Genomic DNA, 21,517 nt, shown 5'->3' with positions numbered 1-21,517 from the left:
ACAGGGGCAGGGAGCGAGGGACGGACGTGCCGGAACCCACCGAACCGACCGTGCTCGCGGCCGACTACTTCCAGAGCTATTCGGTCGTCGGGCTGCTCGCCGTCATCGGAGTCCTCTTCGTGGCGGTGGCCTTCGGCGCGGGCCGCCTGCTGCGCCCCGTCGTGCCGACGCCCGAGAAGCTGCTCACGTACGAGTGCGGTGTCGACCCCGTAGGGGAAGGCTGGGCCCACACCCAGGTCCGCTACTACGTGTACGCCTTCCTGTACGTGATCTTCGCCGTCGACTCGATCTTCCTGTTCCCTTGGGCCACGGTCTTCGCCGCGCCCGGATACGGCGCGACGACACTCGTGGAGATGTTCATCTTCCTCGGCTTCCTGGCCGTGGGACTGCTGTACGCATGGAAGAAGGGCGTCCTCGCATGGACGTGACCCCACAGACGACCCCCGAGCCCGTGCTGCTTCCGGACCCGGTCACCGAACCCGGGGGGAAGCTGGGTCTGCTCTCCCGGCTGGCTCCCGAGCCGATGAAGGTGGTCCTGAACTGGGGCCGCCGCTACAGCCTCTGGGTCTTCAACTTCGGGCTCGCCTGCTGCGCCATCGAGTTCATCGCCGCGTCGATGGCACGGCACGACTTCATCCGCCTCGGCGTGATCCCCTTCGCACCCGGGCCGCGCCAGGCAGACCTGATGATCGTGTCGGGCACGGTGACCGACAAGATGGCACCGGCCGTGAAGCGGCTCTACGAGCAGATGCCGGAGCCCAAGTACGTCATCTCCTTCGGCGCCTGCTCGAACTGCGGCGGCCCCTACTGGGACTCGTACTCGGTGACCAAGGGCGTCGACCAGATCATTCCGGTCGACGTGTACGTGCCCGGCTGCCCGCCGCGGCCCGAGGCGCTGCTCCAGGGCATCCTGAAGCTCCAGGAGAAGATCGCCCGCGAGTCGCTGAGCGAGCGTTACGGCGCCTCCCCGGGCAAGGCGTCGGTCGGCCAGCTCCGCAGCGGATTGGTCAGCCCGCCTCCCGCCCCTGGTGGCGCCGCGGGGAGCAGTGGGGAAGCCGCGCCGGGGAGCAGCCCGGGAGGTGCCTCGTGAGCTCCTTCGAGACGCACGTCGCCGAACGCTTCGGGCCCGAGGCCACCGCGGAAGCGGCGTACGACCTGCTGACCGTGGACGTGCCCGCCACCGGCTGGCTGGATGCGCTGCGCACCGCCCGCGACGAGCTCGGCTGCACCTACTTCGACTGGCTGAGCGCCGTCGACGAGCCCGGCACCGGCTTCCGCGTCTGCGCCCATGTCGCCGCGCTGGGAGCGCCCGGCCAGGAGGACCACTCGGTCCGCCGCCTGCTGCTGCGTACGACGGTGCCGCACGAGGCCCCTGCCCTTCCGACGGCCGTCGGTGTCTACGCGGGCGCGGCCTGGCACGAGCGCGAGACCCACGAGATGTTCGGCGTCAGCTTCACGGATCATCCGCACCTCGTGCCGCTGCTCCTGCCGGAGAACTTCGAAGGCCACCCGCTGCGCAAGGACTTCGTGCTCGCGGCGCGGGTCGCCAAGGCATGGCCGGGTGCCAAGGAGCCGGGGGAGTCCGATCACGGCGGCCCGAAGCGCCGCCAGATGCTCCCGCCCGGTGTCCCGGACCCGAACGAGTGGGGCCCGCTCAAGGGGCAGCTCCCCCCTGCCCCGGCCCGTCCCACCCGCACCCCGCGCGCCGCGGGCGCAGCGGGCGAGCGCCCGGCCCGCCGCACACGCAGCGTGACGGAGGGCTCCGCCAGCCAGACCGCCCCCGAGGCCGCGGAGGCTCCGTCTACCGCCCCCGCTCGTCGCGCACGCACCGCGGCGGAGGGCTCGGCGAGTCAGCAGCCTTCCGCGGCGACACCCCGGCGCGCACACACCGCGAGCGAGGGCTCGGCGACCCAGCGCGCGGAGGACACCCCGCCCTCCACCAGCCCGCGCCCCCGCAGCACCGACGCCCCATGGCACCACGCCCGCCCGGCCTTCGACGACACCACACCCGAGGCCGAAACGAAGGGTGCTCCGGCGCCTGGAGAGTCCGTACCGGCATCCGAGGCGGAGGCCTCCCCGGCCCCGGCTCCCGAGGCGGCGACCACACCCGCACCGGTCTCCGAGGCCGAAACGAAGGGTGCTCCGGCGCCTGCAGAGCCCGCACCGGTCTCCGATGCGGGGGCCAGCCCGGCGCGGGGGTCTGAGGCAGGCGATGCCCCCGCAGCGGTGCCCTCCCCGGAGGCCGAGGCCACCGCCGAGCCCGACGGGGACGGTCCTTCCGGCCCTGGGGCCGAGGCGGACCGGAATCCCGGCGCCCCCGAATCACCGCCCTCCCGCACGGCAAACGGCTCCGCAGAAGGAACCGGCGCCGCGCGGGCCGACTCCGAAGGAGACGACCCCGCATGAACGACGCGCTCGACGTCGCCCTGCGGCTGATCGTCGTCTTCGTCGTGTTCCTGGTCCTGCCGCTGGTCATCGGGCAGACCGAGCACAAGGTGATGGCGCATATGCAGGGCCGCCTCGGTCCGATGTACGCAGGCGGTTTCCACGGCTGGGCCCAGCTCGTCGCGGACGGTGTGAAGTTCGCGCAGAAGGAGGACGTGGTCCCGGCTGACGCCGACCGCCGCGTCTTCCAGCTCGCACCCGCGGTGGCGCTGCTCCCTTACCTCCTCGTCCTGGTCGCCATCCCGATCGGACCCAGCGAGGGCGCGGTCGGAGTGCTCATCGACGCGGGCATCTTCTTCGTGCTCGCCGTCATGGGCGTCGGAGTGCTCGGCTCGCTCATGGCCGGCTGGGCGTCCGCCAACAAGTTCTCGCTGCTCGGCGCGCTGCGTACGGCCGCTCAGCTGCTCGCATACGAGCTTCCGATGCTGCTCGCCGCCGCGTCCGTCGCGATGGCCGCGGGCACCGTCTCCCTGCCGGGCATCCTGAACGCCTTCGAGTGGTGGTGGCTGCCCTGGCAGATCGTCGGCGCCGTCGTCTTCTTCACCGCCGGTCTCGCCGAGCTTCAGCGCCCTCCCTTTGATATGCCGATCGCCGACTCCGAGATCATCTTCGGCGCCTACACCGAGTACACCGGGCTGCGTTTCGCGCTCTTCCTCCTGGCGGAGTACGCGGGCATCGTCGTCCTCTGCGGTCTCACCACGGTCCTCTTCCTCGGCGGCTGGCACGGCCCGTTCGGTGCCGACGGACTCGGCTGGGTCTGGACCCTGCTCAAGACGGCTGTGCTCGCGTTCATCGTGATCTGGCTGCGGGTCACCTATCCGCGGCTGCGTGAGGACCAGCTCCAGCGCCTCGCCTGGACGACGCTCGTCCCACTCGCCCTCGCCCAGATCGCCCTCACCGGCGTCGTGAAGGTGGTGATGCAGTGATGGCCATCCCCGGATCCGGCCTGGCCAAGGGCCTCGCGGTCACGCTCCGCACGATGACCCGCAAGTCCGTGACCGCGCAGTACCCGGATGTGCAGCCCGAACTGCCGCCCCGCACGCGCGGTGTGATCGGCCTGTTCGAGGAGAACTGCACGGTCTGCATGCTCTGCGCCCGTGAGTGCCCCGACTGGTGCATCTACATCGACTCCCACAAGGAGACGGTCCCCGCGGCCACTCCGGGTGGACGCGAGCGCAGCCGCAACGTCCTCGACCGCTTCGCGATCGACTTCTCGCTCTGCATGTACTGCGGTATCTGCATCGAGGTGTGTCCTTTCGACGCGCTGTTCTGGTCGCCGGAGTTCGAGTACGCGGAGACCGACATCCGCGAACTCACCCACGAACGGGACAAGCTCCGCGACTGGATGTGGACCGTCCCGGAGCCGCCCGCACTCGACCCGTCGGCGGAGGAGCCGAAGGAGCTCACCGCGGCACGCAAGGCGGCCGAGAAGCAGGAGGCCGAAAGACTGGCCGCACAGCAGGCAGCCGCCGAGGATGCCGCCGCCGATCAGGACAGCGCGGCGGAGACCGGTGGCGCCACCGAGGAGGGACAGTCGTGAGCCTGGCAGCCGAAGCGCACGGCTTCCTCTCCCCGAGCGGTGTCGAGATCGCCTTCGTGCTCGTGGGCATCGCGACCCTCGCCGCGGCGGTCGTCACGGTGACCACCAAGCAGCTCGTGCACGCCGCACTCTGGCTGGTGGTGGCGCTCGGCGGCCTGGCCGTCGAGTACCTGCTGCTGACCGCGGAGTTCATCGCCTGGGTACAGGTGCTGATCTACGTCGGTTCCGTCGTGGTCCTCCTCCTCTTCGGTCTGATGCTCACCAAGGCCCCCATCGGCCGCTCCCCGGACGCCGACTCGGGCAACCGTCCGGCCGCCCTCGTCGTGGCCGTCGCCTCCGCCGGAGTCCTGGTCTGGGTGGTCGTGGACGCCTTCCGAACCACCTGGATCAATCTCGACGGACCGGCCCAGGGCTCCACCAAGGTCTCCGGGGAGCTGCTTTTCCGGCACTGGGTGCTGCCCTTCGAAGCGCTCTCCGTCCTGCTTCTCGCCGCCCTGGTGGGGGCCATCGTGCTGTCCCGCAAGCCCCCGGCAGGGGAATCCCGGCCCGGTGCCGCACCCCAACGCGCCGGTAAGGGCCAGGGGGCAGATCCGGGCGGCACGAGCGGCAGGACCGGCACGGCCCGAGAGGGGAAGAGCTGATGCATCTCGCCTACCCCGCGGTGCTCGCCGCCCTGCTCTTCTGCACAGGGCTCTACGGAGTGCTCGCGCGCCGCAACGCGATCCTGGTGCTGATGTCCGTCGAGCTGATGCTCAACGCGGTCAACCTCAACCTGGTCGCCTTCGACGTCTGGCTGCGCGACGCCGTGCACGCTGGCCAGGCCCTGACCCTCTTCACCATCGCCATCGCCGCCGCGGAGATCGGCATCGGTCTGGCGATCGTCCTGATGGTCTACCGCAACCGCGGCACCTCGGACATCGACAAGCTCCGCGACACCGCCGAAGGCGCACACAGCGCCGACGAAGCAGCCGAGCCCGCCCCGGCAGAGAAGGCTGAGGCCACCGCGTGACCACGACGACCCTCGCCGTACTCGTACCCCTCCTTCCCTTCCTCGGCGCCGCAGCCGGGCTGCTCACCGGCCGCACCGCACCCGGCTTCGTCCGCCCGCTGGCCGTGCTGCCCACCCTGGCCGCCCTCGCGCTGGCGGTCCTGGTCGCGGTGCGCCAGGGCGGCGGCAAGCCGATCACGGCGTCCACCGAGCTCACCCCCACCGGCTCGGTCCCCATCGACCTCGCTCTCTACCTGGACGGCTTCGCGGTCCTGGTGGCCGTGCTCGTCGGGCTCGTCGCGTCCTGTGTGCAGATCTACTCGACGGCGTATCTGCGCGACGACCCCCGCTATCCCTCCTACGCGGCACTCGTTTCGCTGTTCACCTCCGCGATGCTGCTCGTCGTCTACTCGGGCGACCTGATGGTGCTCCTGGTCGGCTGGGAGATCATGGGCATCTGCTCGTACTTCCTGGTCGGCCACTACTGGGAGACGCCCGAGGCGCGCGCCGCCTCGCTGAAGGCGTTCCTGGTCACCAAGCTCGGTGATGTCCCCTTCCTCTTCGGACTGTTCGCCTTGGCCGTCGACGCCGGGACGTTCAGCATCAAGGGCGTGCTCGGCGCCGTGGCGGCGGGCTCGATCGACCACCCCACGCTCGTCGCGCTGCTCCTGCTCGCCGGTGTCGCGGGCAAGTCCGCGCAGTTCCCGCTGCACACCTGGCTTCCCGACGCCATGGCCGGTCCCACTCCGGTCTCCGCGCTGATCCACGCCGCGACCATGGTCGCGGCCGGTGTCTACTTCATCGCCCGGTTGCTGCCCGTCTTCGCGGAGTCCGCCGCAGCCCTCGTCGTACTGGCCGTGATGGCCGCCGTCACGATGGTCGGCTCGGCACTCGCCGCACTCGCCCAGGACGACATCAAACGGGTCCTCGCCTACTCGACCATCGGCCAGCTCGGCTACATGTCCGGCGCCCTCGCCGTCGGCGACCGCGGTGCCGCCGTCTTCCACCTCATTTCGCACGGCGCCTTCAAGGCGCTGCTGTTCCTCGCCGCCGGTGTGATCATCCATGCCGCCGGCACCAACTCACTCGCCGCCATGTCGCGGATGAGCGGACTGACCAAGCGGATCCCCGACGCGTACTGGACGATGACCATCGCCCTGCTCGCGCTGGTGGCGATTCCGCCGTTCGCCGGCTTCTTCTCCAAGGAAGCCGTGCTGGTGGCCGCCGAGCACACAGCGCTCGGCGAATCCGAGTTCGCTCCTTCCAGCGCCGGCTGGACCGTCCTGGTCGCCGGACTGCTCACCGCCCTCCTCACCGCGGCCTACGCCACCCGTCTGTGGCTGCTCGCCTTCCGAGGTCAGGGCGCACCGGCCCCGGACCACGGCAGGCAGCCCCTCGCTATGAACGCCGTGCTCTGGGTCCTCGCGATCCCTTCACTCGGCTTCGGACTGAGCACGGTGTTCATCGGCGACTGGTTCGACGGGCGCTCGCTCACCCCGACGCTCGCTACCGCGGTGCTCGGCACTGGTGTCGCCCTGGTCGGCGCGCTGGTGACCTACGGCACCTGGCGTCACACCACGGCCATGGCCGCCCGGTCCCGGGCCGACGCCACCGTCACCAAGCAGCCGCAGGTGGTCGCCCACCCGGACGCCGAGCCCGGCCTCGTGGAAGCCGAGGCCCTGCGCCTGCCGCACCCGGCGGACGACCCGGCCGACCCCGGCCGACTGCTTCTCGGCCCGCTGCACCGCCCCGCAGCCGCGGGCTTCCACCTGGACGCCGTCTACCGCACCCTGTTCGTCCGCCCCGTCCTGGCCGGCGCCGAACTGGTCCGCTTCCTGGACCGCGAGGTCGTCGACACCTATGTGCGCGCCGCGGGTACCGGCACCAACTGGCTGGGCTGGCTCGTCCGCCGTGCCCAGACCGGCAATGTGCAGACCTACCTCAGCGCCCTGCTGGCCGGCTCCGTCGTCCTGGCGATCGCCGCCGTACTCGTCGCCGCCGGAGTGTGAGCCGTGATCGATATCAGCGAATCCGTGATGCAGTTCCTTCTCGCGTTCATCGTCGTCGGCCCGCTCGTCGGTGCCGCCGCCGCGCTGCTGCCCGCCCCGCCCGGGCTGAAGGGGAAGTCGCCCGAGCAGGCCGTGCTCCGGCACGGGGTGACGGTCACCGGGGTCATCCTCGCCGCCGCTATCGCCCTCGCGCTCGGCTTCGACCACGACCAGCCGTCGAAGATGCAGGCCACCACGGACATCAGCTGGATCCCGGCACTCGATGTGCGGATCCATCTCGGCATCGACGGCATTTCGCTCCCCCTTCTCGTCCTGACCGCGCTGCTGACCTTCCTCTGCGCGCTGTACAGCTACTTCAAGATGCCCGCGGGCCCGTCCCCGAAGGCCTTCGTCGCCCTGCTGCTGATCCTCGAGTCCGGCACCCTCGCCACCTTCGCCGTCCTGGACCTGCTGCTCTTCTTCCTCGCTTTCGAGACGGTCCTCGTCCCGATGTACTTCCTCATCGCCCGCTGGGGCGGTGAGGGCCGCCGGGCCGCGGCCTGGAAGTTCATCCTCTACACACTGCTCGGTTCGGTCGTCATGCTGCTCGGCCTGCTCCTCGTCGGAGTCAAGGCCGGCACGTTCGACATGGTGGCACTCGCCACTGACAACGGCCGCGGACTGAGTACATCCGTGCAGCTCATCGCGGTTTTCGCGATCGGTGTCGGCCTTGCCGTGAAGACCCCGATGTGGCCCCTGCACAGCTGGCTCCCGGACGCCCACACCGCTGCTCCGACCGTCGGCTCCGTCATGCTCGCCGGCGTCCTGCTGAAGATGGGAACGTACGGATTCGTCCGCATCGTCCTCCCGATCGCGCCGGACGGAATGCAGGTCTTCGCCCCCTACCTCGCGGCCTTCGCCGTCGCCGGGATCGTCTACGGTTCGCTGGCCTGCCTCGCCCTCGCGCGGCCGGGCAGCAAGGGCGACCTCAAGCGGCTGATCGCGTACTCCTCCGTCGGCCATATGGGCTTCGTCCTCCTCGGCATCGCGACCATGACCCCCACCGGCGTCAACGGCGCGCTGTTCGCCAACATCGCCCACGGCCTCATCACCGGCCTGCTGTTCTTCCTGGTCGGCGCGATCAAGGACCGCTACGGCACCGCCGACCTCGACGCACTCGCCGGAGCCACCGGCGCCGCGCTGTACGGACGGGCGCCCCGCCTCGGCGGTCTGCTCGCCTTCGCCGCCGTCGCTTCCCTCGGCCTGCCGGGTCTGGCCGGGTTCTGGGGCGAGATGCTGGCCCTGTTCGCCGCCTTCGACCCCGCCCCCGGCCTCAGCCGTCCGGCCTTCCTCACCTTCATGGTGATCGGCGGCGTCGGCACCCTGCTCACGGCCGCGTATCTCCTCGTCGTCGTCCGGCGGGTCTGCATGGGCGGCACCGAACCCGCGGGTGAGGGAGGGCATGCCGAGCTCGCCGACGTCCGGGGCTACGAACTCGCCGCCTGGACCCCGCTCGTCGCCCTCACCGTCGTCGCCGGACTCTGGCCCGCGATCCTTCTCGGTCTCACCGACCCGGCCGTGCAGAAGCTCCTCGCGGGAGGAAAGGCATGACCCCCCTGGCACCCCTGGCCGCCATCCACGCGCTCGCCGCGTCGCCTGTCGGGCGGGCCACCGCGCCTGCCGAGCCCGCCGCCTCCCTGGTCCAGTCCGTCGACTGGCTCGCCATCGCCCCGCCCACCATCGCCGCCGCCGTCGGTCTTGTCATCCTGGTGGCCGACCTCTTCGTGCCCGATTCGAAGAAGGCGTACCTGGGCTACGGGGCTATCGCAGGACTCGCCGTCGCCGTGCTGTCCCTGGCTCCGCTGCGCAAGGGCGACCGCTCCACGTTCTGCCTCACCACAGCCCCGGACGCGTGCAGCTACACGGCGGACCGTTTCGCCCTGGCCATCCAGTTCCTGGTGCTCGGTGGCGCGCTGCTCACCGCGCTGCTCTCGGTCACCGAGACCAGGAAACGACTGCCCGCGGGTGAGTACTGGTTCCTGCTGCTGTCATCGGCAGCCGGTGCGGCCCTGCTGCCCGCCTCGCGCGACCTGGCCACCCTGGTCGTCGCCCTCGAAGTCGCGTCGCTGCCCGCGTTCGCACTCGTCGGCCTGCGACGCGGCGACCGGATGTCGAGCGAGGCCGCGCTGAAGTTCTTCCTCTCGTCGGTGACCGCCACCGCCGTGATGCTGCTGGGCGTGAGCTTCGTCTACGCGACGACCGGCAGCCTGCACCTCACACAGATCGCCGGCCGTCTCGATGACGTCCCCGCCCAGCTTGAGATCCTGGCGCAGGCCGGTGTCGCCCTCACTCTGGTGGGCTTCGCCTTCAAGACCGCCGCCGTGCCCTTCCACTTCTGGGTGCCCGACACCTATGTGGGCGCGCCGCTGCCTGTGGCCGCGTACCTCTCGGTGGTCGGCAAGGCCGTCGGCTTCTCGGGTCTCATCCTGGTGACCGTCATCGCCTTCCCCGCGTACGCCGACATCTGGGGTCCCGCTCTGGCCGTCTTCGCGGCGCTGACCATGACCGTCGGCAATGTGGCGGCCGTACGCCAGTCCGCCGCACGCTCCTGGAGCGCGGTCCGGCTGCTCGCCTGGTCGTCGGTGGCGCAGGCCGGCTACATCCTGGTGCCGATCGCGGCGGCCGCGTACTCCAGCGACGACCAGATCGGTTCCACCGTCGCGTACGCCCTGATGTACGCGATCGTCAACCTCGGTGCCTTCGCCGTGGTCGCGCTGGTCGCCCGTACCAGCCCGCGGAACCGGATCGCCGACTACCGGGGCCTCTACGCCACCCGCCCGGTGACCGCCCTCGTGATGGGCTTCTTCCTGCTGTGCCTGGCGGGGTTGCCGCCCGGTGTCATCGGCCTGTTCGCCAAGGTCACGGTGTTCTCGGCGGCGGTGGACGCCGGGCTGGGCTGGCTCGCGGTGATCATGGCCGTGAACGTGGTGATCGCGCTCTACTACTACCTCCGGTGGACCGCGCTGCTGTTCCGCGCACCTGAGGGCGCCGAAACCGGCGGCTCGGGAGCTGCCGGAACCGGCGCCGCCGGAGACCTCGCCACCGCCGCGCCGGTACGCCACAGGGCTCCGGCACTGGTCATGGCCACGATCGCGGTCACGGCGGCGGCAGGCATCCTGCTGTCGGGCTGGCCCCAGCTGGTGCTGCGTCTCGCCACGACCGATCTCTTCTGAGATCCGAGAGCCGGACAGGCGCGATGAGCGGGATGTGTGGATAAGCAGGGTGCGGGTGTGGAGGCCGGGTAGGCGGGGTTCGACAAGCAGGGCCCATACCCGGCACCGTGTCCAGCGCACAAGGACACTGCACAGAGCAAGGGAGAGCCGGTAGTGCTGAGCGGATTCAAGGAGTTCATCCTCCGCGGGAACGTGATCTCGATGGCGATCGGCCTGGCCGTCGGAGCAGCCTTCACGGCGGTTGTCACCGGCTTCAGCAACGCCTTCGTCGTTCCGCTGATCGGCGTCGCCACCCAGGGCACCGGGGACTACAGCAAGGCGGTCTACACAGTCCAGGGTGTGAAGTTCCCCTACGGGCTGTTCGTCAGCGCCGCGATCGCCTTCCTGATCACGGCCGCGGTGCTCTACTTCTTCGTCGTCCTCCCCATGACGAAGATGCAGAACCGGTTCACCAAGGAGGAGCCGGTCAGCATCAAGGCGGCCGTGCGCGACTGCCCCCGCTGCTACACCGAGATCCCGGCGATCGCAAGCCGCTGCGCGCACTGCACCAGCGAGGTCGAGCCGGTCCGCGAAGCCCTGGAGAAGGCCGGACTGCTGCCCGTCCAGCGCTGACCTCCGTGCGCTGCCCCGTCCCGGGCGGGGCGTGACCTGCCGCCGGGGCGGGGCGCCGTGTGTCCCGCCGACCGGGCGTCACCCGAACGGCGCAGTGCGCGGCCCGTGGGGGCAAGGGAACCCGTGGCTCTCGCCTGGCGTTGACCAGTACGGGAGGGTCCACTGGAGACGGACCACGACCAGCAGAGGGTTCCCCTGCCGCACCATCTGGAGGGCGTACCGTGCACCGCCGGCACAACGGGCTGAGGACCGCCGTTCTCCTCGGGGGCCTGTCCGCCCTCATCATCGTCATCGGCAGCTTCTTCGGCCGTACGGGCCTGATCGTCGCCCTCCTGGTGGCGATCGGGACCAACGCTTACGCGTACTGGAACAGCGACAAGCTGGCGCTGCGGGCCATGCGCGCCCGTCCGGTGAGCGAGTTCGAGGCGCCCGCGCTGTACCGGATGGTCAGGGAGCTCTCCACCCAGGCCCGCCAGCCGATGCCCCGGCTCTACATCTCGCCCACCCAGGCGCCCAACGCCTTCGCCACCGGCCGCAATCCGCGCAACGCGGCGGTGTGCGTCACCGAAGGCATCCTCCGGATATTGGACGAGCGGGAGCTGCGCGGTGTCATCGGCCATGAGCTGAGCCATGTCTACAACCGGGACATCCTCGTCTCGTCCGTCGCCGGCGCCCTCGCCTCCGTGATCCTGTTCCTGGTCAACTTCGCCTGGCTGATCCCGATCGGGCGCTCGGACGACGACGATGGGCCGGGTTTCCTGGGCCTCCTGCTGATCATGATCCTCGGCCCGATCGCCGCCTCCGTGATCCAGCTCGCCATCAGCCGCTCCCGCGAGTACGAGGCCGATGCGTCCGGTGCCCGGCTCACCGGCGATCCGCTCGCCCTGGCCGGTGCCCTGCGCAAACTCGACGCGGGCACCAAGCAGTTGCCCCTGCCGCCCGAGCCGAAGATCGAGACAGCGAGCCATATGATGATCGCTAACCCGTTCCGCCCGGGCCAGGGGCTGTCGAAGATGTTCTCCACGCACCCGCCCATGGCGGAACGCATCGCCCGGCTCGAGCAGATGGCAGGTCGCCGATCATGAAGACCATCCTGAACGTCATTTGGCTCATCCTGTGCGGCTTCTGGATGTTCCTCGGCTATCTCCTCGCCGGTGTGCTGCTTTGCATCACGATCATCGGCATTCCGTTCGGACTCGCGGCCTTCCGTATCGGCGTGTACGCGCTCTGGCCGTTCGGCTACACCGTCGTGGAGCGGCATGACGCGGGCGCGCCCTCCTGCGTCGGCAATGTGCTCTGGCTGGTCCTGGCAGGCTGGTGGCTGACCCTGGGCCATATCGTCACGGGCATCGCGCTCTGCCTGACCATCATCGGTATCCCGCTGGGCATCGCCAACTTCAAGCTGATCCCGGTGTCGCTGCTGCCGCTGGGCAAGGAGATCGTGCCGACCGACCAGCCGTTCGCGACGCGTTGACGCCGGGAGCGGTGCGTTCCGAGGCGGTGCGGCCCGAGGCGGTGCGGCCCGAGATCGCGTTCGGCCGGCGTCCGGTCACAGCCGTCCTCGACCGAACCGCGACCGCACCGCGTACGCCACCACGCCTGCCGCCAGCACCGCGGCACCCGCCACCACCGAAAACAGCGGCAGGCTGAAAGCCAGGACCAGGCAGCCGGTGAGCCCGAGCGTGGCGAGTACTCGCCATTTGGAACCCAGAGTCCACGCCGAGGTGTTGGTCAGGGCGTAATAGAGAAGAACTCCGAAGGACGAGAAGCCGATCGCACCCCGCACATCCGCCGTCGCCGCGACGACCGCCACCACCGCCCCCACGGCGAGCTCGGCGTGATGAGGCACCTGGAAACGGGGATGCACGGCAGAGAGCGTACGAGGGAGGTAGCCGTCCCGGGCCATCGCCAGCGTGGTGCGGGACACCCCGAGGATCAGTGCCAGCAGGGAGCCGAGCGCGGCCACCGCCGCACCCACCCGCACCACCGGGACGAGCCACTGCGCTCCGGCCGCCCGGACGGCATCCGCCAACGGAGCCGTCGACCGGCCCAGCGCATCCGCCCCCAGCACGGAAAGGACCGCGATGGCGACACCCAGGTACACCAGCACGGCGATACCGAGCGCCAGCGGAATCGCCCGCGGGATCGTCCGGGCCGGATCCCGGACCTCTTCGCCGAGTGTGGCGATCCGCGCATAGCCCGCGAACGCGAAGAACAACAGCCCGGCCGCCTGCAGCACACCGCCCGCGCCGCCGGAGCTCCCATCCCAGGCCAGGCGTGCCGGATCCGCGGCCGAAGAAGCCAGACAGGAGGTGACCACAGCCGCCAGCACCGCGAGGACGACCGCCACGATCGCCCGGGTCAGCCGCGCCGACTTCTGAACGCCCCGGTAGTTCACGGCAGTCAGCGCCACGACCGCGGCAACCGCCACCGCATGCGCCTGGTCCGGCCAGACGTAGGCGCCGACGGTCAGTGCCATCGCCGCACAGGACGCGGTCTTGCCGACGACGAAGCTCCAGCCCGCCAGGTACCCCCAGAACGGGCCGAGCCGCTCGCGGCCGTACACGTACGTCCCGCCCGACGCCGGGTAGCGGGCCGCGAGCCTGGCCGACGCCGTGGCGTTGCAGTACGCCACGACACCGGCCAGTCCCAGACCGACGAGCAGTAGCCCTCCTGAACCGGCCGCGGCGGCAGCCGGCGCCATGGCCGCGAACACCCCGGCCCCGACCATCGATCCCAGCCCGACGACCACGGCGTCCGGCACGCCCAGCGACCGCCTCAGCTCCTGTGTCATGTCCGCACCCTACTGACAGCGCAACCACGTCCAGACTCCCGAGCGTCCCCGAGAACGAGAACCCGTACAACGCGCACAACACTTCTGTGCGGAGAGGCAGGCCACAGCATGGGCATTATCAGCTGGATCATCCTGGGGCTGCTCGCCGGGATCGTTGCCAAGGTCCTGCTGCCCGGGCGCGACCCGGGCGGCTTCATAGGCACGACCGTCATCGGCATCGCGGGTGCCTTCGTGGGCGGCTGGATATCGGCCCACTGGCTGGACCGGCCCATCACCAAGGACTTCTACGACGGTGCCACCTGGGTCTCCGCCATCGGCGGCGCGCTCGTCCTGCTGATCGCCTACCGGATTCTGTTCGGCCACTCGCGTTCACGCTGAGCCGGGCGCCGGCCGACCGCACGACTGAACCGACGGCTGCGTGACCCCGTGACCGCACGACCGGACGGCCGCACGGCTGCTCAGGCGTCGAACCCCGTCTCGCGCAGGGTGATGTTCAGTCGGCCGGTCAGGCCCAGGGAGGGTTCGGCCGTGCCGGGATAGACCTTGGGGACACCGTGGTAGGCGAAGCGGGCTGTCCCGCCGAAGACGAACAGGTCGCCGGAAGACAGCTCCACGTCGGTATAGGGCCTGCCGCGGTTCTCCGTGTTGCCGAACCGGAAAAGGCAGGTGTCCCCGATGCTGAGGGACACCACCGGCGCCCCGGACCGTTCTTCCTTGTCCTGGTGCATGCCCATCCTGGCGTCACCGTCATAGAAGTTGATCAGCGCTGTGTCCGGTGTGTACCCGGACGGCTCAACGGACGCGACGCCCTGCTCGCCGTAGGCGTCGAGCAGTGCCTCACGGCCCAGCGCCACCAGCCAGTCGGGGAACTCGGCGACCGGTGCGCCGTTCACGTCGTCGGCCGTACGGGTGTGGCGGTACGGCTGCCAGTGCCAGCCCAGGCACACCGTCTGCACGGACATCACCCCGCCCCGCGGCAGCCTGGTGTGCCGGAACGGCACCGGCCCCCGTGCCCAGTGGCGGCAGGACCGGACAAGCTCCCGCTGCCGGCCCGGCGAAAGCCATCCGGGTATGTGCACGGCTCCGGGAGCCACCTCGGCGCGCTCTGCCGGAAACAGGCCGGCGGTCATGGGACGAGCGCGCCTTCCAGACCGAGCAGCCGTTCCTTGCGTTCGAGGCCCCCCGCGTAACCGCGCAGGGCGCCGTCGGCGCCGATCACCCGGTGGCAGGGCCGCACCACCAGCAGCGGATTGCGTCCGATCGCGGTCCCCACCGCCCGCACCCCGGCACCCGAGGCCCCGACCCGCTCCGCGATCTGCCCGTAGGTGACGGTCCGCCCGTACGGGATCTCGTCCACCGACCGCCACACCCGCCGCTGGAACTCGGTACCTGAACCGCCGTCCGCCGCCTCGGCGTACTCGATCGTGAAGCTTCTCAGCTCCCTGGCGAAATACGCCCCCAGCTGCCCGGCGATCTCCTCGAACGCCTCCGCAGCACGCAGCCAGCCGTCCCGTACGACCGCCGCGCCCTTCTGCCCCGGCAGGGAGAGCGACACCAGGGCCGTCCCGCCCGGGGCGGTGGCGGACTCCGCGCCGACCAGCAGCAGGGTGCCCAGCGGGCTGTCGATCTCCGTGTACACGGTCATGGCTGTCTCCGTCTCACCTGGTACGCCTCGCGACTTCCGAGTCTGCACCCGCGCACCGATCCGGTCTGGCAGCAATCGGACATCACGTGCGCCTCCGGCAGCAGGCCCCGGCGCGGGTCCGGCCGCGTACCAGGGGAGATCCTGGTCAGCGGCCGGAGGGTCAGGGTCCGCCCGTCCATGCTCGTGCGGGGTCGGGCGTACCTGATCAGCGGTAGTTCACGAACTGGAGCGCGAAGTCGAAGTCCTGGCCCTTCAGCAGCGCGATCACGGCCTGGAGGTCGTCCCGGCTCTTCGAGCTGACCCGCAGCTCGTCGCCCTGCACCTGCGCCTTGACGCCCTTCGGGCCCTCATCGCGGATGACCTTCGCGACCTTCTTGGCGTTCTCCTGGGAGATGCCCTCCTCGATCGAGGCGAAGATCTTGTACTCCTTGCCGGACAGCTGCGGCTCGCCCGCGTCCAGGGCCTTCAGCGAGATCCCCCGCTTGATCAGCTTGGACTGGAAGACGTCGAGGATGGCGGTCACCCGCTCCTCGGAGTTCGCCTGCATCAGGATCTTCTCGCCGGACCAGGAGATCGACGCCCCGACGTTCTTGAAGTCGTAGCGCTGCGAGATCTCCTTGGCGGCCTGGTTGAGGGCGTTGTCGACCTCCTGCCGCTCGACCTTCGAGACGATGTCGAAACTGGAGTCGGCCATGTGCTGTGGCTCCTTGATGTCGTGGGCGAATCGTGGCGTGCGGTGTCTGTACGGCCTGCCGGGCTCCGGCGGGCCGCTGCGGCAAGCCTAGTCATCCGACTCCGTCGAGGCGCTGATCAATCCGGTGGCGAAGCACGCCCGCGCATCAGGTATTGTTTACGTCGTTGCCAGGGAGCACCGCGAAGAGCGGCCACCTCGGCATCAATCCCATGGCGGTGTGCCCGAGTGGCCAATGGGAGCGGACTGTAAATCCGTCGGCTTAGCCTACCCAGGTTCGAATCCTGGCGCCGCCACGCGATGAAACGGCCCCTGATCCTCGGTATCGCAGATCAGGGGCCGTTTCGCTGCGCCCGCGCTCAGAGCTTGACCGTCTCGACCTGTCTCACTGAATTCCTCCCTCTACCAGCCTCTCTGGACGACACGTGGACGAGCTTTCCGCGCGCCACTTGCGTAGACGGGCCGATGGACGGTCAGGCGCCGGACGGGCCCGTATGGCGCTGATTGAGGCGGGCGGAGATCTTCGCGTTGGCCGCGTCGTCACCACCCTTGAGGAACTTCGCGTACACCCGGAAGAGGACGGCCGTGCTGTGCCCGGCCCGCTGGGCGACGAGCTGCGGCTCGACCCCTGAACTGAGCCAGGTGGAGACGGCCGCGTGGCGCAGGTCGTATGGGCGCTTGGCGAGCTTCGTCTCCTGTTCAGCGGACGAGAGGACATCCTCCCGAGCCCGCGCCCACACCTCGCCGTATCCGCTTTCCTGGACCATGCCGCCGCGAGTGGTCCGGAACAGTCGGCCGTCGTTTTCGGTGCCATACAGAGTGACGTGCCATCGCAGCATGGCCACGAGCTCGGGTGGGATCGGCACGTACCGGACGGTCTTCCGTGTGCGGTGCTTGAGCCCACGCCGATCGTGAGCCTCACCCGTGTCCGTCCAGGAGGAGCCGGAGCGGGCACGGCTCTCCCGGAGCCGGATGAGGCCCCAGCCCTGGCGCGGAAGGTCGCAGTCCCGAAGCCGGAGCCCGACCAGCTCACCCGGGCGGGCAGCGGAGTAGTAGATGCACCCGAAGAAGGCCTCCAGGTGGCGCCCTCGGGCACCCTGCCTACGCACGGCCGCGAAGAGCGCGGTGGCTTGTTCCGGGTCCGGGACGGCCTGAGGGTCCACCTCCTCGTCCACCCTCTCCGGAGCCTTCCAGCGGACGGCAGGGAGCGGGTTCTCGGTCAGCAACTCGGCGTCTACGGCAAAGCCGAGGGCCTGATGGAAGATGGCCCGCTTCCGGGCGATGACGGCCCCTGACGACGTCTTTCCGTCCAGCCGTCGAGCGCAGGCGTCCAGGGCCTTCCGCACGAGCATCCGATCCGCCATGGCGGAGGTGGAAACCGACTTCCGCTCGATCCAGGCGAGCATGGCGGCCACGTCGGCCGGCGGCTCCTCCCTCCAGCGGTTCACGTTGAAGGCCCAGGTGTAGAGCGCTCGCCGCACGGCCTTGTGGTCGGCCATGCCCTTGGTGTCCTTCACCAGGGCGAGGGTGACTGTTGCCATGGCCTCGGCGAGGTTCCGGCGCGTGGAGGCGGGGGAGTGGTCCCACTTCATCTCCACGTAGTTCCTGGCGTGCTGATACCAGGGGATGTCCTTCGCCTTCTGGACCATCGAATTCGGGAGTCCGCTTTCGACGTCCCAGGGCTCTCCCGATCGGGACGCGGTGATGAACTGCGCGCGGCGGCTCTCGGCGAGACCGGAAGTCGGAAACGACTCGGAGTGGGTCTGGGTGCCGACCCGCCAACGGAGCTGGAACGGATTGCGGTGCGGTCGCTTGCGGATGCTCCAGATCCGCACGGTGTAACTCCACTCGGTCACGCGACCTCCAGCGAATCCAGGAAGGCGTCCAGAACACTGCGACGCACGCGGAGATGACCATTCGGCAGTCGGCGAACCTCCGGGCCGTAGCCGCGGTTCCGCCACCGGTACCAGGTGGCGCGTGTGATGCCGATCTCGTCCAGCACCACAGTGAGGGGGAGCCACTCGTCAGCAGGTGTCCGATGCCTGCGGGCAGCGGTTGTCATTGCCGTGCCTCCTTCTGATCCGTGGCGCTGGGAAGATCGGACAGCCCGGACACCCCGAATTCCGTCTGTCCGGGGCGTTCGTGCTGGCCAGTTGGGGTAGCGGGACAGTCGGACAACTGGGACAGCTTCCGTGTGCTCTGCGTCCGCGTTTCGGTGTCGTAGTAGTACCGGCCGCTGGCGTCTTTGGTGAGCTGTCCGTCGGCGGCCATGCGGGAGCAGGTGCGGCGGACGCTGTCCACGTCGACGTGGGGCAGGGCTTCAGCGATGTCTTTGGGCTTGGCACCGGGATTGGACCGGACGTGGCGGAGGATCGTGGAGCGGGTGTCTCCGATGGTGTGGTCCGAGGCCGGACCATCCAGCAAGTGCCAGGCCCCGGAGGCTTCCTGAAACTGGAGCGCGTACTCGGTTTCGTTCACGTCGCGGCCGGTGACGTGCAAGATGCCGTCTGCCTGCCCGCGGGCCCGCTTCAGCACGAGTGTGGCGTCAGCGGCACCAGCGATGCCGTTCGTACCGGAGACCTCGGTGAGGAAGTCGTCCGAGGCCGCCTTGCGGACGTGGTGGACCAGAACGATCGCGATGCCGTAGTGGTCCGCGAGCCGCTTCGCATAACTGACGGACACGTAGTCCGCGTCGTATGCGGATACGCCCTGCGGGGCCTGTCCGCGCATCTTGGCGAACACGTCGATCACGACCATCCGGGCAGTCGGGTTGCGGTCCAGCCATTGGGCGATGGCTTCCGTGCCGCCCTGGGGGAAGGGTGGACACTCGGTGACGAGCGTGAGCCTCGGGGGTGCGGGCTGTCCTCCGAGGATCTTGCCCATGCGGGTCTGTAGCCGTCGCGGGGTATCTTCCAGGGCGAGGTAGAGCACTGGGCCGCCCTGGACGGGAACCGAGTCGAAGGCGTGTCCGCCGGCCGCGACTGCGAGGCCCAGACCAAGAGAGAGCCAGGACTTGCCGACCTTGGGTGGCCCGGCGAGCAGGTTGACGCCTTCGGCGAGGATGCCTGGTACGGCCCACTTCGGCTCGGGGAAGTGTGCGGCCATGAGCTGATCTGCGGACCACGCGGTGCGGGGCCGCTCTCGCTTGGGTGGTGACTCAGGCGCGGCCTGGTGGTCCGTGGGCACGGAGTACAAGTGCAGTGGCGGAATCGGGTTGGAGGACGCGCTCATGCCGCCACCCTCCTAGGGCGCCGCGCCCCGGCCCGCAGCCCGGACGCGATGGTGCGCCTCGCCTCACGCTCGCCCTGCCCGACCTGAAGCGCGGCGGTCAGGAGCCAGCCCGTCACATCTGCCTCGCCCAGCTCTCCCCCGGCAACGAGCTGTCCGAGGGCGACCGAGGCGATGTAGAGCGCGTGGTTGTGCTGGTCGGGCCCGGAGCAGGCGACCCGCTCCACTTCCCCGTTTATGGCGGAGCGCAGGAACGCCGTTCGTCGGCCGCGCCCGGCGAGGGTAACCGTGATGGGCTTCTGCGGGGGCAGCGGAGCGGGCCGCAGCAGTTCACCAAGCCAGTCCGGCAGGGGCGCCACGGGGGCGTCATGGCTGACCATGTACGGGTGGCCGTCGAAGGTGCTGGCTGCGCCGACCACAAGTCCGCCGACGGCGCGGGTGTCGACCTTCCAGCCCAGCCCGCGAGTGCTGTCCCCGGCGGTGTTGCGCAGAGGCTCGCCCTCGGGTGCGGTGAAGTACAGATGGGTGCCGCCGCTCCAGGTGCGCACCGTGTAGGTGTCGGTGGGGAAGGGCTGGCCGTGGCGCTCGCAGAGAACTGCCAGCACATCGGCCCCGTCCGTGACGCCGTACTCGGCCCACGCCGTCGGCGGGACGTCCTCGGTGTGCTTCGGCCTGTCCAAGTCGACCACGACCAAGCCGGAAGGACCGGTCGCGATACCGATGTTGTACGGGGTGCGAGCCCAGCAACGGGCGATGCGGTCGCGGTCTGTGGTGGCGCGCTTTTCCCACCCGGCAACAGCCGGGCGCTTGCCGCCAGGCTGGATCGGGAAGACGTGCCACCCGCGCTCTGCGGCGGTGACGGCTGCGGCCACCAGTGCGTGGCTTCGGGCATGAGTCATGCTGTAGGTCTCCTGTCTGTCCTCGGACGGGTAGGGAGAACCGCGGCGGCGGACGACCTTGGTGGGGAGTTCCGCCGCCGCGGCGTTGCTAGTGGTGCTTGGCCCAGAGGGTGTACTGCTGGCGGACGTAGTGGCGTGGGTCGCAGATGACCGCGGCGTCGTCGGTGTCCATCAGACGTCGGGCCGCCTGGGTGGCCAGCTCTGCCGCGTCGCGCTCGTCGGTGAGGGCGATGCGGTCCAGGAGAGCGGCTTTGCGGAGCCAGAACTCCCGCCCGAGCCGGGCGCCGAAGGGCTTGTCGGCGGCGGTGCGGGCGGTCCAGCCGATCTCGCTGATGATGCTCGGGGCGAGCGCGTACGCCTCCTCCGGTGTTGGCCACGGCTCCGGCTTGGGGTGGTGGTCGGCGGTCAGGTAGAGGCGGGTGCGGTTGCCGTCGCGGGTGGGGTGTTCGCGTACGGCTCCGGTGGTGAACGCGTCTGTGAGGGTCTCGCTGATGCGTTCGCGGTCGTCGGGGTCGCAGATGATGCGGATCTCGAACACGGGTGTCCTGTCGGGGGTTATGCCGCGTTGCGGCGCCAGGTGGGGAAGTCGATGACGGTGGCCAGTCGTGCGGGTTCAGCGGCGGGCTGCGGGACTATTTCGCGGTCGTGCGGAGGTGGCTCGGTGCCGGTGGGCTCGGTCGCCCGGAACTCGGCAAAGACAGCGGCCAAGGCGTCGTCGGCCCGCCGGGCGCGCCGATGCCCCGCGAGGCAGACCGTGATGAGAACCGCGGCCGGGATGAACAGGACGCCGGCGGTGATGAGTTCGGCGTTCATGGCGCATCCCGCCGGACGTTGGCGAGCAGCTCGGGGAGCGATCCGCCCAGCATGGTGAGGCGGTGTTCGATGGTTGCCCAGGAGGTGGGGTCGATGCTCATGAGTGCGGCTACGGCGGTCGGGAGGTCACCTTGGGCGGTGGCTTCCAGGGCGGTGCGCAGTTCGCCGGCGGCCATGAGCGTGATGTGGTCGGTCATGGTCGGAGTCCTCCCTTGTCAGAGTTGGCCGACGGCGTCGATGACGGCCCGGGCGAGTTCGTTGATGGGTCCGGAGGCTCCGGTGGAGGCGAGGAAGAAGCCGAACCCGGCGGCGATGAAGGCGCTGCCGTAGCCGAGGGTGTTGGAGCGCAGGAGGAAGAACAGGACGAGGCCGAACAGGGCGACGAGCGAGACGGTGACGACCACGACGGGTCCCTTCCAGATCGTTGAGTTGGCGATGGAGTGGGCGGGTTAGCGGGTGCCGTCGCGGTGGATGCGCATCGCGACGTTGAACAGGTGGCGGCCGACGCGTATGCGTTTGCCGGTCGCGCGGCAGCGGCGGCAGTCTTTGCCGCGCTTCATGCGGCCTTTGCGGTCGTGCTTCATGGCGAAGCCCCAGCCGCGGCACTTGCGGCAGGGCCCGAACGGCACGGCCGCACACAA

Annotated in this window: 27 protein-coding genes and 1 tRNA gene; 15 read left to right on the top strand and 13 right to left on the bottom strand. The window is 69.9% G+C overall.

From position 1 onward, the window contains the following. Positions 1 to 26: 26 nt before the first annotated feature. The 13 genes from ACFWI9_RS22135 to ACFWI9_RS22075 all read left to right on the top strand — a co-directional run bounded on the left by ACFWI9_RS22135 (position 27) and on the right by ACFWI9_RS22075 (position 12,280). Positions 27 to 428: an NADH-quinone oxidoreductase subunit A gene (locus ACFWI9_RS22135; RefSeq protein ID WP_385566901.1), complete on the top strand. Its 402-nt coding sequence runs from the start codon at positions 27 to 29 to the stop codon at positions 426 to 428. Further along, positions 419 to 1,090, top strand: a complete 672-nt coding sequence (locus tag ACFWI9_RS22130; protein WP_387164421.1) for an NADH-quinone oxidoreductase subunit B — start codon at positions 419 to 421, stop codon at positions 1,088 to 1,090. The genes ACFWI9_RS22135 and ACFWI9_RS22130 overlap by 10 nt, the downstream gene beginning before the upstream one ends. Further along, positions 1,087 to 2,406 carry an NADH-quinone oxidoreductase subunit C gene (locus ACFWI9_RS22125; protein WP_387164419.1) on the top strand — a complete coding sequence of 440 codons (1,320 nt, stop codon included), beginning with the start codon at positions 1,087 to 1,089 and terminating at the stop codon, positions 2,404 to 2,406. The genes ACFWI9_RS22130 and ACFWI9_RS22125 overlap by 4 nt, the downstream gene beginning before the upstream one ends. Further along, positions 2,403 to 3,371 (top strand): NADH-quinone oxidoreductase subunit H, encoded by a 969-nt coding sequence (locus ACFWI9_RS22120; protein WP_387164417.1) that lies wholly within the window; start codon positions 2,403 to 2,405, stop codon positions 3,369 to 3,371. Before ACFWI9_RS22125 ends, ACFWI9_RS22120 begins: the two co-directional genes overlap by 4 nt. Then, on the top strand, positions 3,368 to 3,985 hold the full coding sequence (locus ACFWI9_RS22115) for a NuoI/complex I 23 kDa subunit family protein (RefSeq protein WP_387164416.1): 618 nt from the start codon (positions 3,368 to 3,370) through the stop codon (positions 3,983 to 3,985). The genes ACFWI9_RS22120 and ACFWI9_RS22115 overlap by 4 nt, the downstream gene beginning before the upstream one ends. Continuing rightward, positions 3,982 to 4,626 (top strand): NADH-quinone oxidoreductase subunit J, encoded by a 645-nt coding sequence (locus ACFWI9_RS22110; protein ID WP_387164415.1) that lies wholly within the window; start codon positions 3,982 to 3,984, stop codon positions 4,624 to 4,626. The genes ACFWI9_RS22115 and ACFWI9_RS22110 overlap by 4 nt, the downstream gene beginning before the upstream one ends. Further along, complete coding sequence (gene nuoK, locus ACFWI9_RS22105) at positions 4,626 to 4,994, top strand: NADH-quinone oxidoreductase subunit NuoK (protein WP_387164414.1); 369 nt, start codon at positions 4,626 to 4,628, stop codon at positions 4,992 to 4,994. Before ACFWI9_RS22110 ends, nuoK begins: the two co-directional genes overlap by 1 nt. Further along, positions 4,991 to 6,982 (top strand): NADH-quinone oxidoreductase subunit L, encoded by a 1,992-nt coding sequence (locus ACFWI9_RS22100; protein WP_387164412.1) that lies wholly within the window; start codon positions 4,991 to 4,993, stop codon positions 6,980 to 6,982. The genes nuoK and ACFWI9_RS22100 overlap by 4 nt, the downstream gene beginning before the upstream one ends. Before the next feature lie 27 nt (positions 6,983 to 7,009). Continuing rightward, positions 7,010 to 8,572: a NuoM family protein gene (locus ACFWI9_RS22095; RefSeq protein WP_387164429.1), complete on the top strand. Its 1,563-nt coding sequence runs from the start codon at positions 7,010 to 7,012 to the stop codon at positions 8,570 to 8,572. Beyond that, complete coding sequence (locus tag ACFWI9_RS22090) at positions 8,569 to 10,194, top strand: NADH-quinone oxidoreductase subunit N (protein ID WP_387164411.1); 1,626 nt, start codon at positions 8,569 to 8,571, stop codon at positions 10,192 to 10,194. Before ACFWI9_RS22095 ends, ACFWI9_RS22090 begins: the two co-directional genes overlap by 4 nt. A gap of 153 nt (positions 10,195 to 10,347) precedes the next feature. Beyond that, a complete protein-coding gene (gene mscL / locus ACFWI9_RS22085; RefSeq protein ID WP_387164409.1) occupies positions 10,348 to 10,806 on the top strand; it encodes a large conductance mechanosensitive channel protein MscL in 459 nt (152 codons plus the stop codon). A gap of 221 nt (positions 10,807 to 11,027) precedes the next feature. Beyond that, the gene (gene htpX / locus ACFWI9_RS22080) at positions 11,028 to 11,891 is read left to right on the top strand and encodes a zinc metalloprotease HtpX (protein ID WP_387164408.1); all 864 of its coding nucleotides are present in this window, start codon (positions 11,028 to 11,030) and stop codon (positions 11,889 to 11,891) included. After that, positions 11,888 to 12,280, top strand: coding sequence for a YccF domain-containing protein (locus ACFWI9_RS22075; protein WP_387164407.1), 393 nt, complete (start codon positions 11,888 to 11,890; stop codon positions 12,278 to 12,280). Before htpX ends, ACFWI9_RS22075 begins: the two co-directional genes overlap by 4 nt. 75 nt (positions 12,281 to 12,355) lie before the next feature. Here the strand turns inward: ACFWI9_RS22075 and ACFWI9_RS22070 are convergent, their stop codons facing one another. Then, a complete protein-coding gene (locus tag ACFWI9_RS22070; RefSeq protein ID WP_387164405.1) occupies positions 12,356 to 13,600 on the bottom strand; it encodes an APC family permease in 1,245 nt (414 codons plus the stop codon). A 108-nt stretch (positions 13,601 to 13,708) separates the two neighbouring features. Between ACFWI9_RS22070 and ACFWI9_RS22065 the strand changes: the two genes are divergently transcribed. Beyond that, entirely contained in the window at positions 13,709 to 13,978 is a 270-nt protein-coding gene (locus ACFWI9_RS22065) for a GlsB/YeaQ/YmgE family stress response membrane protein (RefSeq protein ID WP_387164404.1), read from the top strand. 80 nt (positions 13,979 to 14,058) lie between these two features. Here ACFWI9_RS22065 and ACFWI9_RS22060 read toward each other — a convergent pair whose 3' ends face one another. From ACFWI9_RS22060 to ACFWI9_RS22050, 3 genes are all read right to left on the bottom strand, one after another. Beyond that, positions 14,059 to 14,730 carry an alpha-ketoglutarate-dependent dioxygenase AlkB family protein gene (locus tag ACFWI9_RS22060; RefSeq protein ID WP_387164402.1) on the bottom strand — a complete coding sequence of 224 codons (672 nt, stop codon included), beginning with the start codon at positions 14,728 to 14,730 and terminating at the stop codon, positions 14,059 to 14,061. Beyond that, positions 14,727 to 15,245 (bottom strand): methylated-DNA--[protein]-cysteine S-methyltransferase, encoded by a 519-nt coding sequence (locus tag ACFWI9_RS22055; RefSeq protein WP_387164401.1) that lies wholly within the window; start codon positions 15,243 to 15,245, stop codon positions 14,727 to 14,729. The genes ACFWI9_RS22060 and ACFWI9_RS22055 overlap by 4 nt, the downstream gene beginning before the upstream one ends. Positions 15,246 to 15,450: 205 nt before the next feature. Then, entirely contained in the window at positions 15,451 to 15,939 is a 489-nt protein-coding gene (locus ACFWI9_RS22050; RefSeq protein WP_338677285.1) for a YajQ family cyclic di-GMP-binding protein, read from the bottom strand. Positions 15,940 to 16,150: 211 nt separating this feature from the next. On the opposite strand from ACFWI9_RS22050, the gene ACFWI9_RS22045 reads away from it, so the two are divergent. Then, a tRNA-Tyr gene (locus ACFWI9_RS22045) sits at positions 16,151 to 16,232 on the top strand. 177 nt (positions 16,233 to 16,409) lie between these two features. Here the strand turns inward: ACFWI9_RS22045 and ACFWI9_RS22040 are convergent. From ACFWI9_RS22040 to ACFWI9_RS22000, 9 genes are all read right to left on the bottom strand, one after another. Then, on the bottom strand, positions 16,410 to 17,792 hold the full coding sequence (locus tag ACFWI9_RS22040) for a tyrosine-type recombinase/integrase (RefSeq protein ID WP_387164399.1): 1,383 nt from the start codon (positions 17,790 to 17,792) through the stop codon (positions 16,410 to 16,412). Then, a complete protein-coding gene (locus ACFWI9_RS22035; RefSeq protein ID WP_387164398.1) occupies positions 17,789 to 17,998 on the bottom strand; it encodes a helix-turn-helix transcriptional regulator in 210 nt (69 codons plus the stop codon). The genes ACFWI9_RS22040 and ACFWI9_RS22035 overlap by 4 nt, the downstream gene beginning before the upstream one ends. Next, positions 17,995 to 19,167 carry an AAA family ATPase gene (locus ACFWI9_RS22030; protein WP_387164396.1) on the bottom strand — a complete coding sequence of 391 codons (1,173 nt, stop codon included), beginning with the start codon at positions 19,165 to 19,167 and terminating at the stop codon, positions 17,995 to 17,997. The genes ACFWI9_RS22035 and ACFWI9_RS22030 overlap by 4 nt, the downstream gene beginning before the upstream one ends. After that, positions 19,164 to 20,063 (bottom strand): bifunctional DNA primase/polymerase, encoded by a 900-nt coding sequence (locus ACFWI9_RS22025; protein ID WP_387164394.1) that lies wholly within the window; start codon positions 20,061 to 20,063, stop codon positions 19,164 to 19,166. Before ACFWI9_RS22025 ends, ACFWI9_RS22030 begins: the two co-directional genes overlap by 4 nt. An 88-nt stretch (positions 20,064 to 20,151) precedes the next feature. Then, positions 20,152 to 20,601, bottom strand: coding sequence for a hypothetical protein (locus tag ACFWI9_RS22020; RefSeq protein ID WP_387164393.1), 450 nt, complete (start codon positions 20,599 to 20,601; stop codon positions 20,152 to 20,154). Between the two features lie 17 nt (positions 20,602 to 20,618). Next, positions 20,619 to 20,876: a hypothetical protein gene (locus tag ACFWI9_RS22015; protein WP_387164391.1), complete on the bottom strand. Its 258-nt coding sequence runs from the start codon at positions 20,874 to 20,876 to the stop codon at positions 20,619 to 20,621. Further along, positions 20,873 to 21,073 carry a hypothetical protein gene (locus ACFWI9_RS22010; RefSeq protein WP_387164390.1) on the bottom strand — a complete coding sequence of 67 codons (201 nt, stop codon included), beginning with the start codon at positions 21,071 to 21,073 and terminating at the stop codon, positions 20,873 to 20,875. Before ACFWI9_RS22010 ends, ACFWI9_RS22015 begins: the two co-directional genes overlap by 4 nt. 18 nt (positions 21,074 to 21,091) lie before the next feature. After that, complete coding sequence (locus ACFWI9_RS22005; RefSeq protein ID WP_387164389.1) at positions 21,092 to 21,280, bottom strand: hypothetical protein; 189 nt, start codon at positions 21,278 to 21,280, stop codon at positions 21,092 to 21,094. A 45-nt stretch (positions 21,281 to 21,325) separates the two neighbouring features. Beyond that, positions 21,326 to 21,517 (bottom strand): hypothetical protein (locus ACFWI9_RS22000; RefSeq protein WP_387164388.1); only part of this gene is annotated, 192 nt, incomplete at its 5' end.

Origin of the sequence: Streptomyces sp. NPDC127084 (assembly GCF_042724175.1) — a bacterium.
In the GTDB taxonomy this organism is placed as follows: Bacteria; Actinomycetota; Actinomycetes; order Streptomycetales; family Streptomycetaceae; genus Streptomyces.
This window is presented reverse-complemented; position numbering and strand designations above follow the sequence as displayed.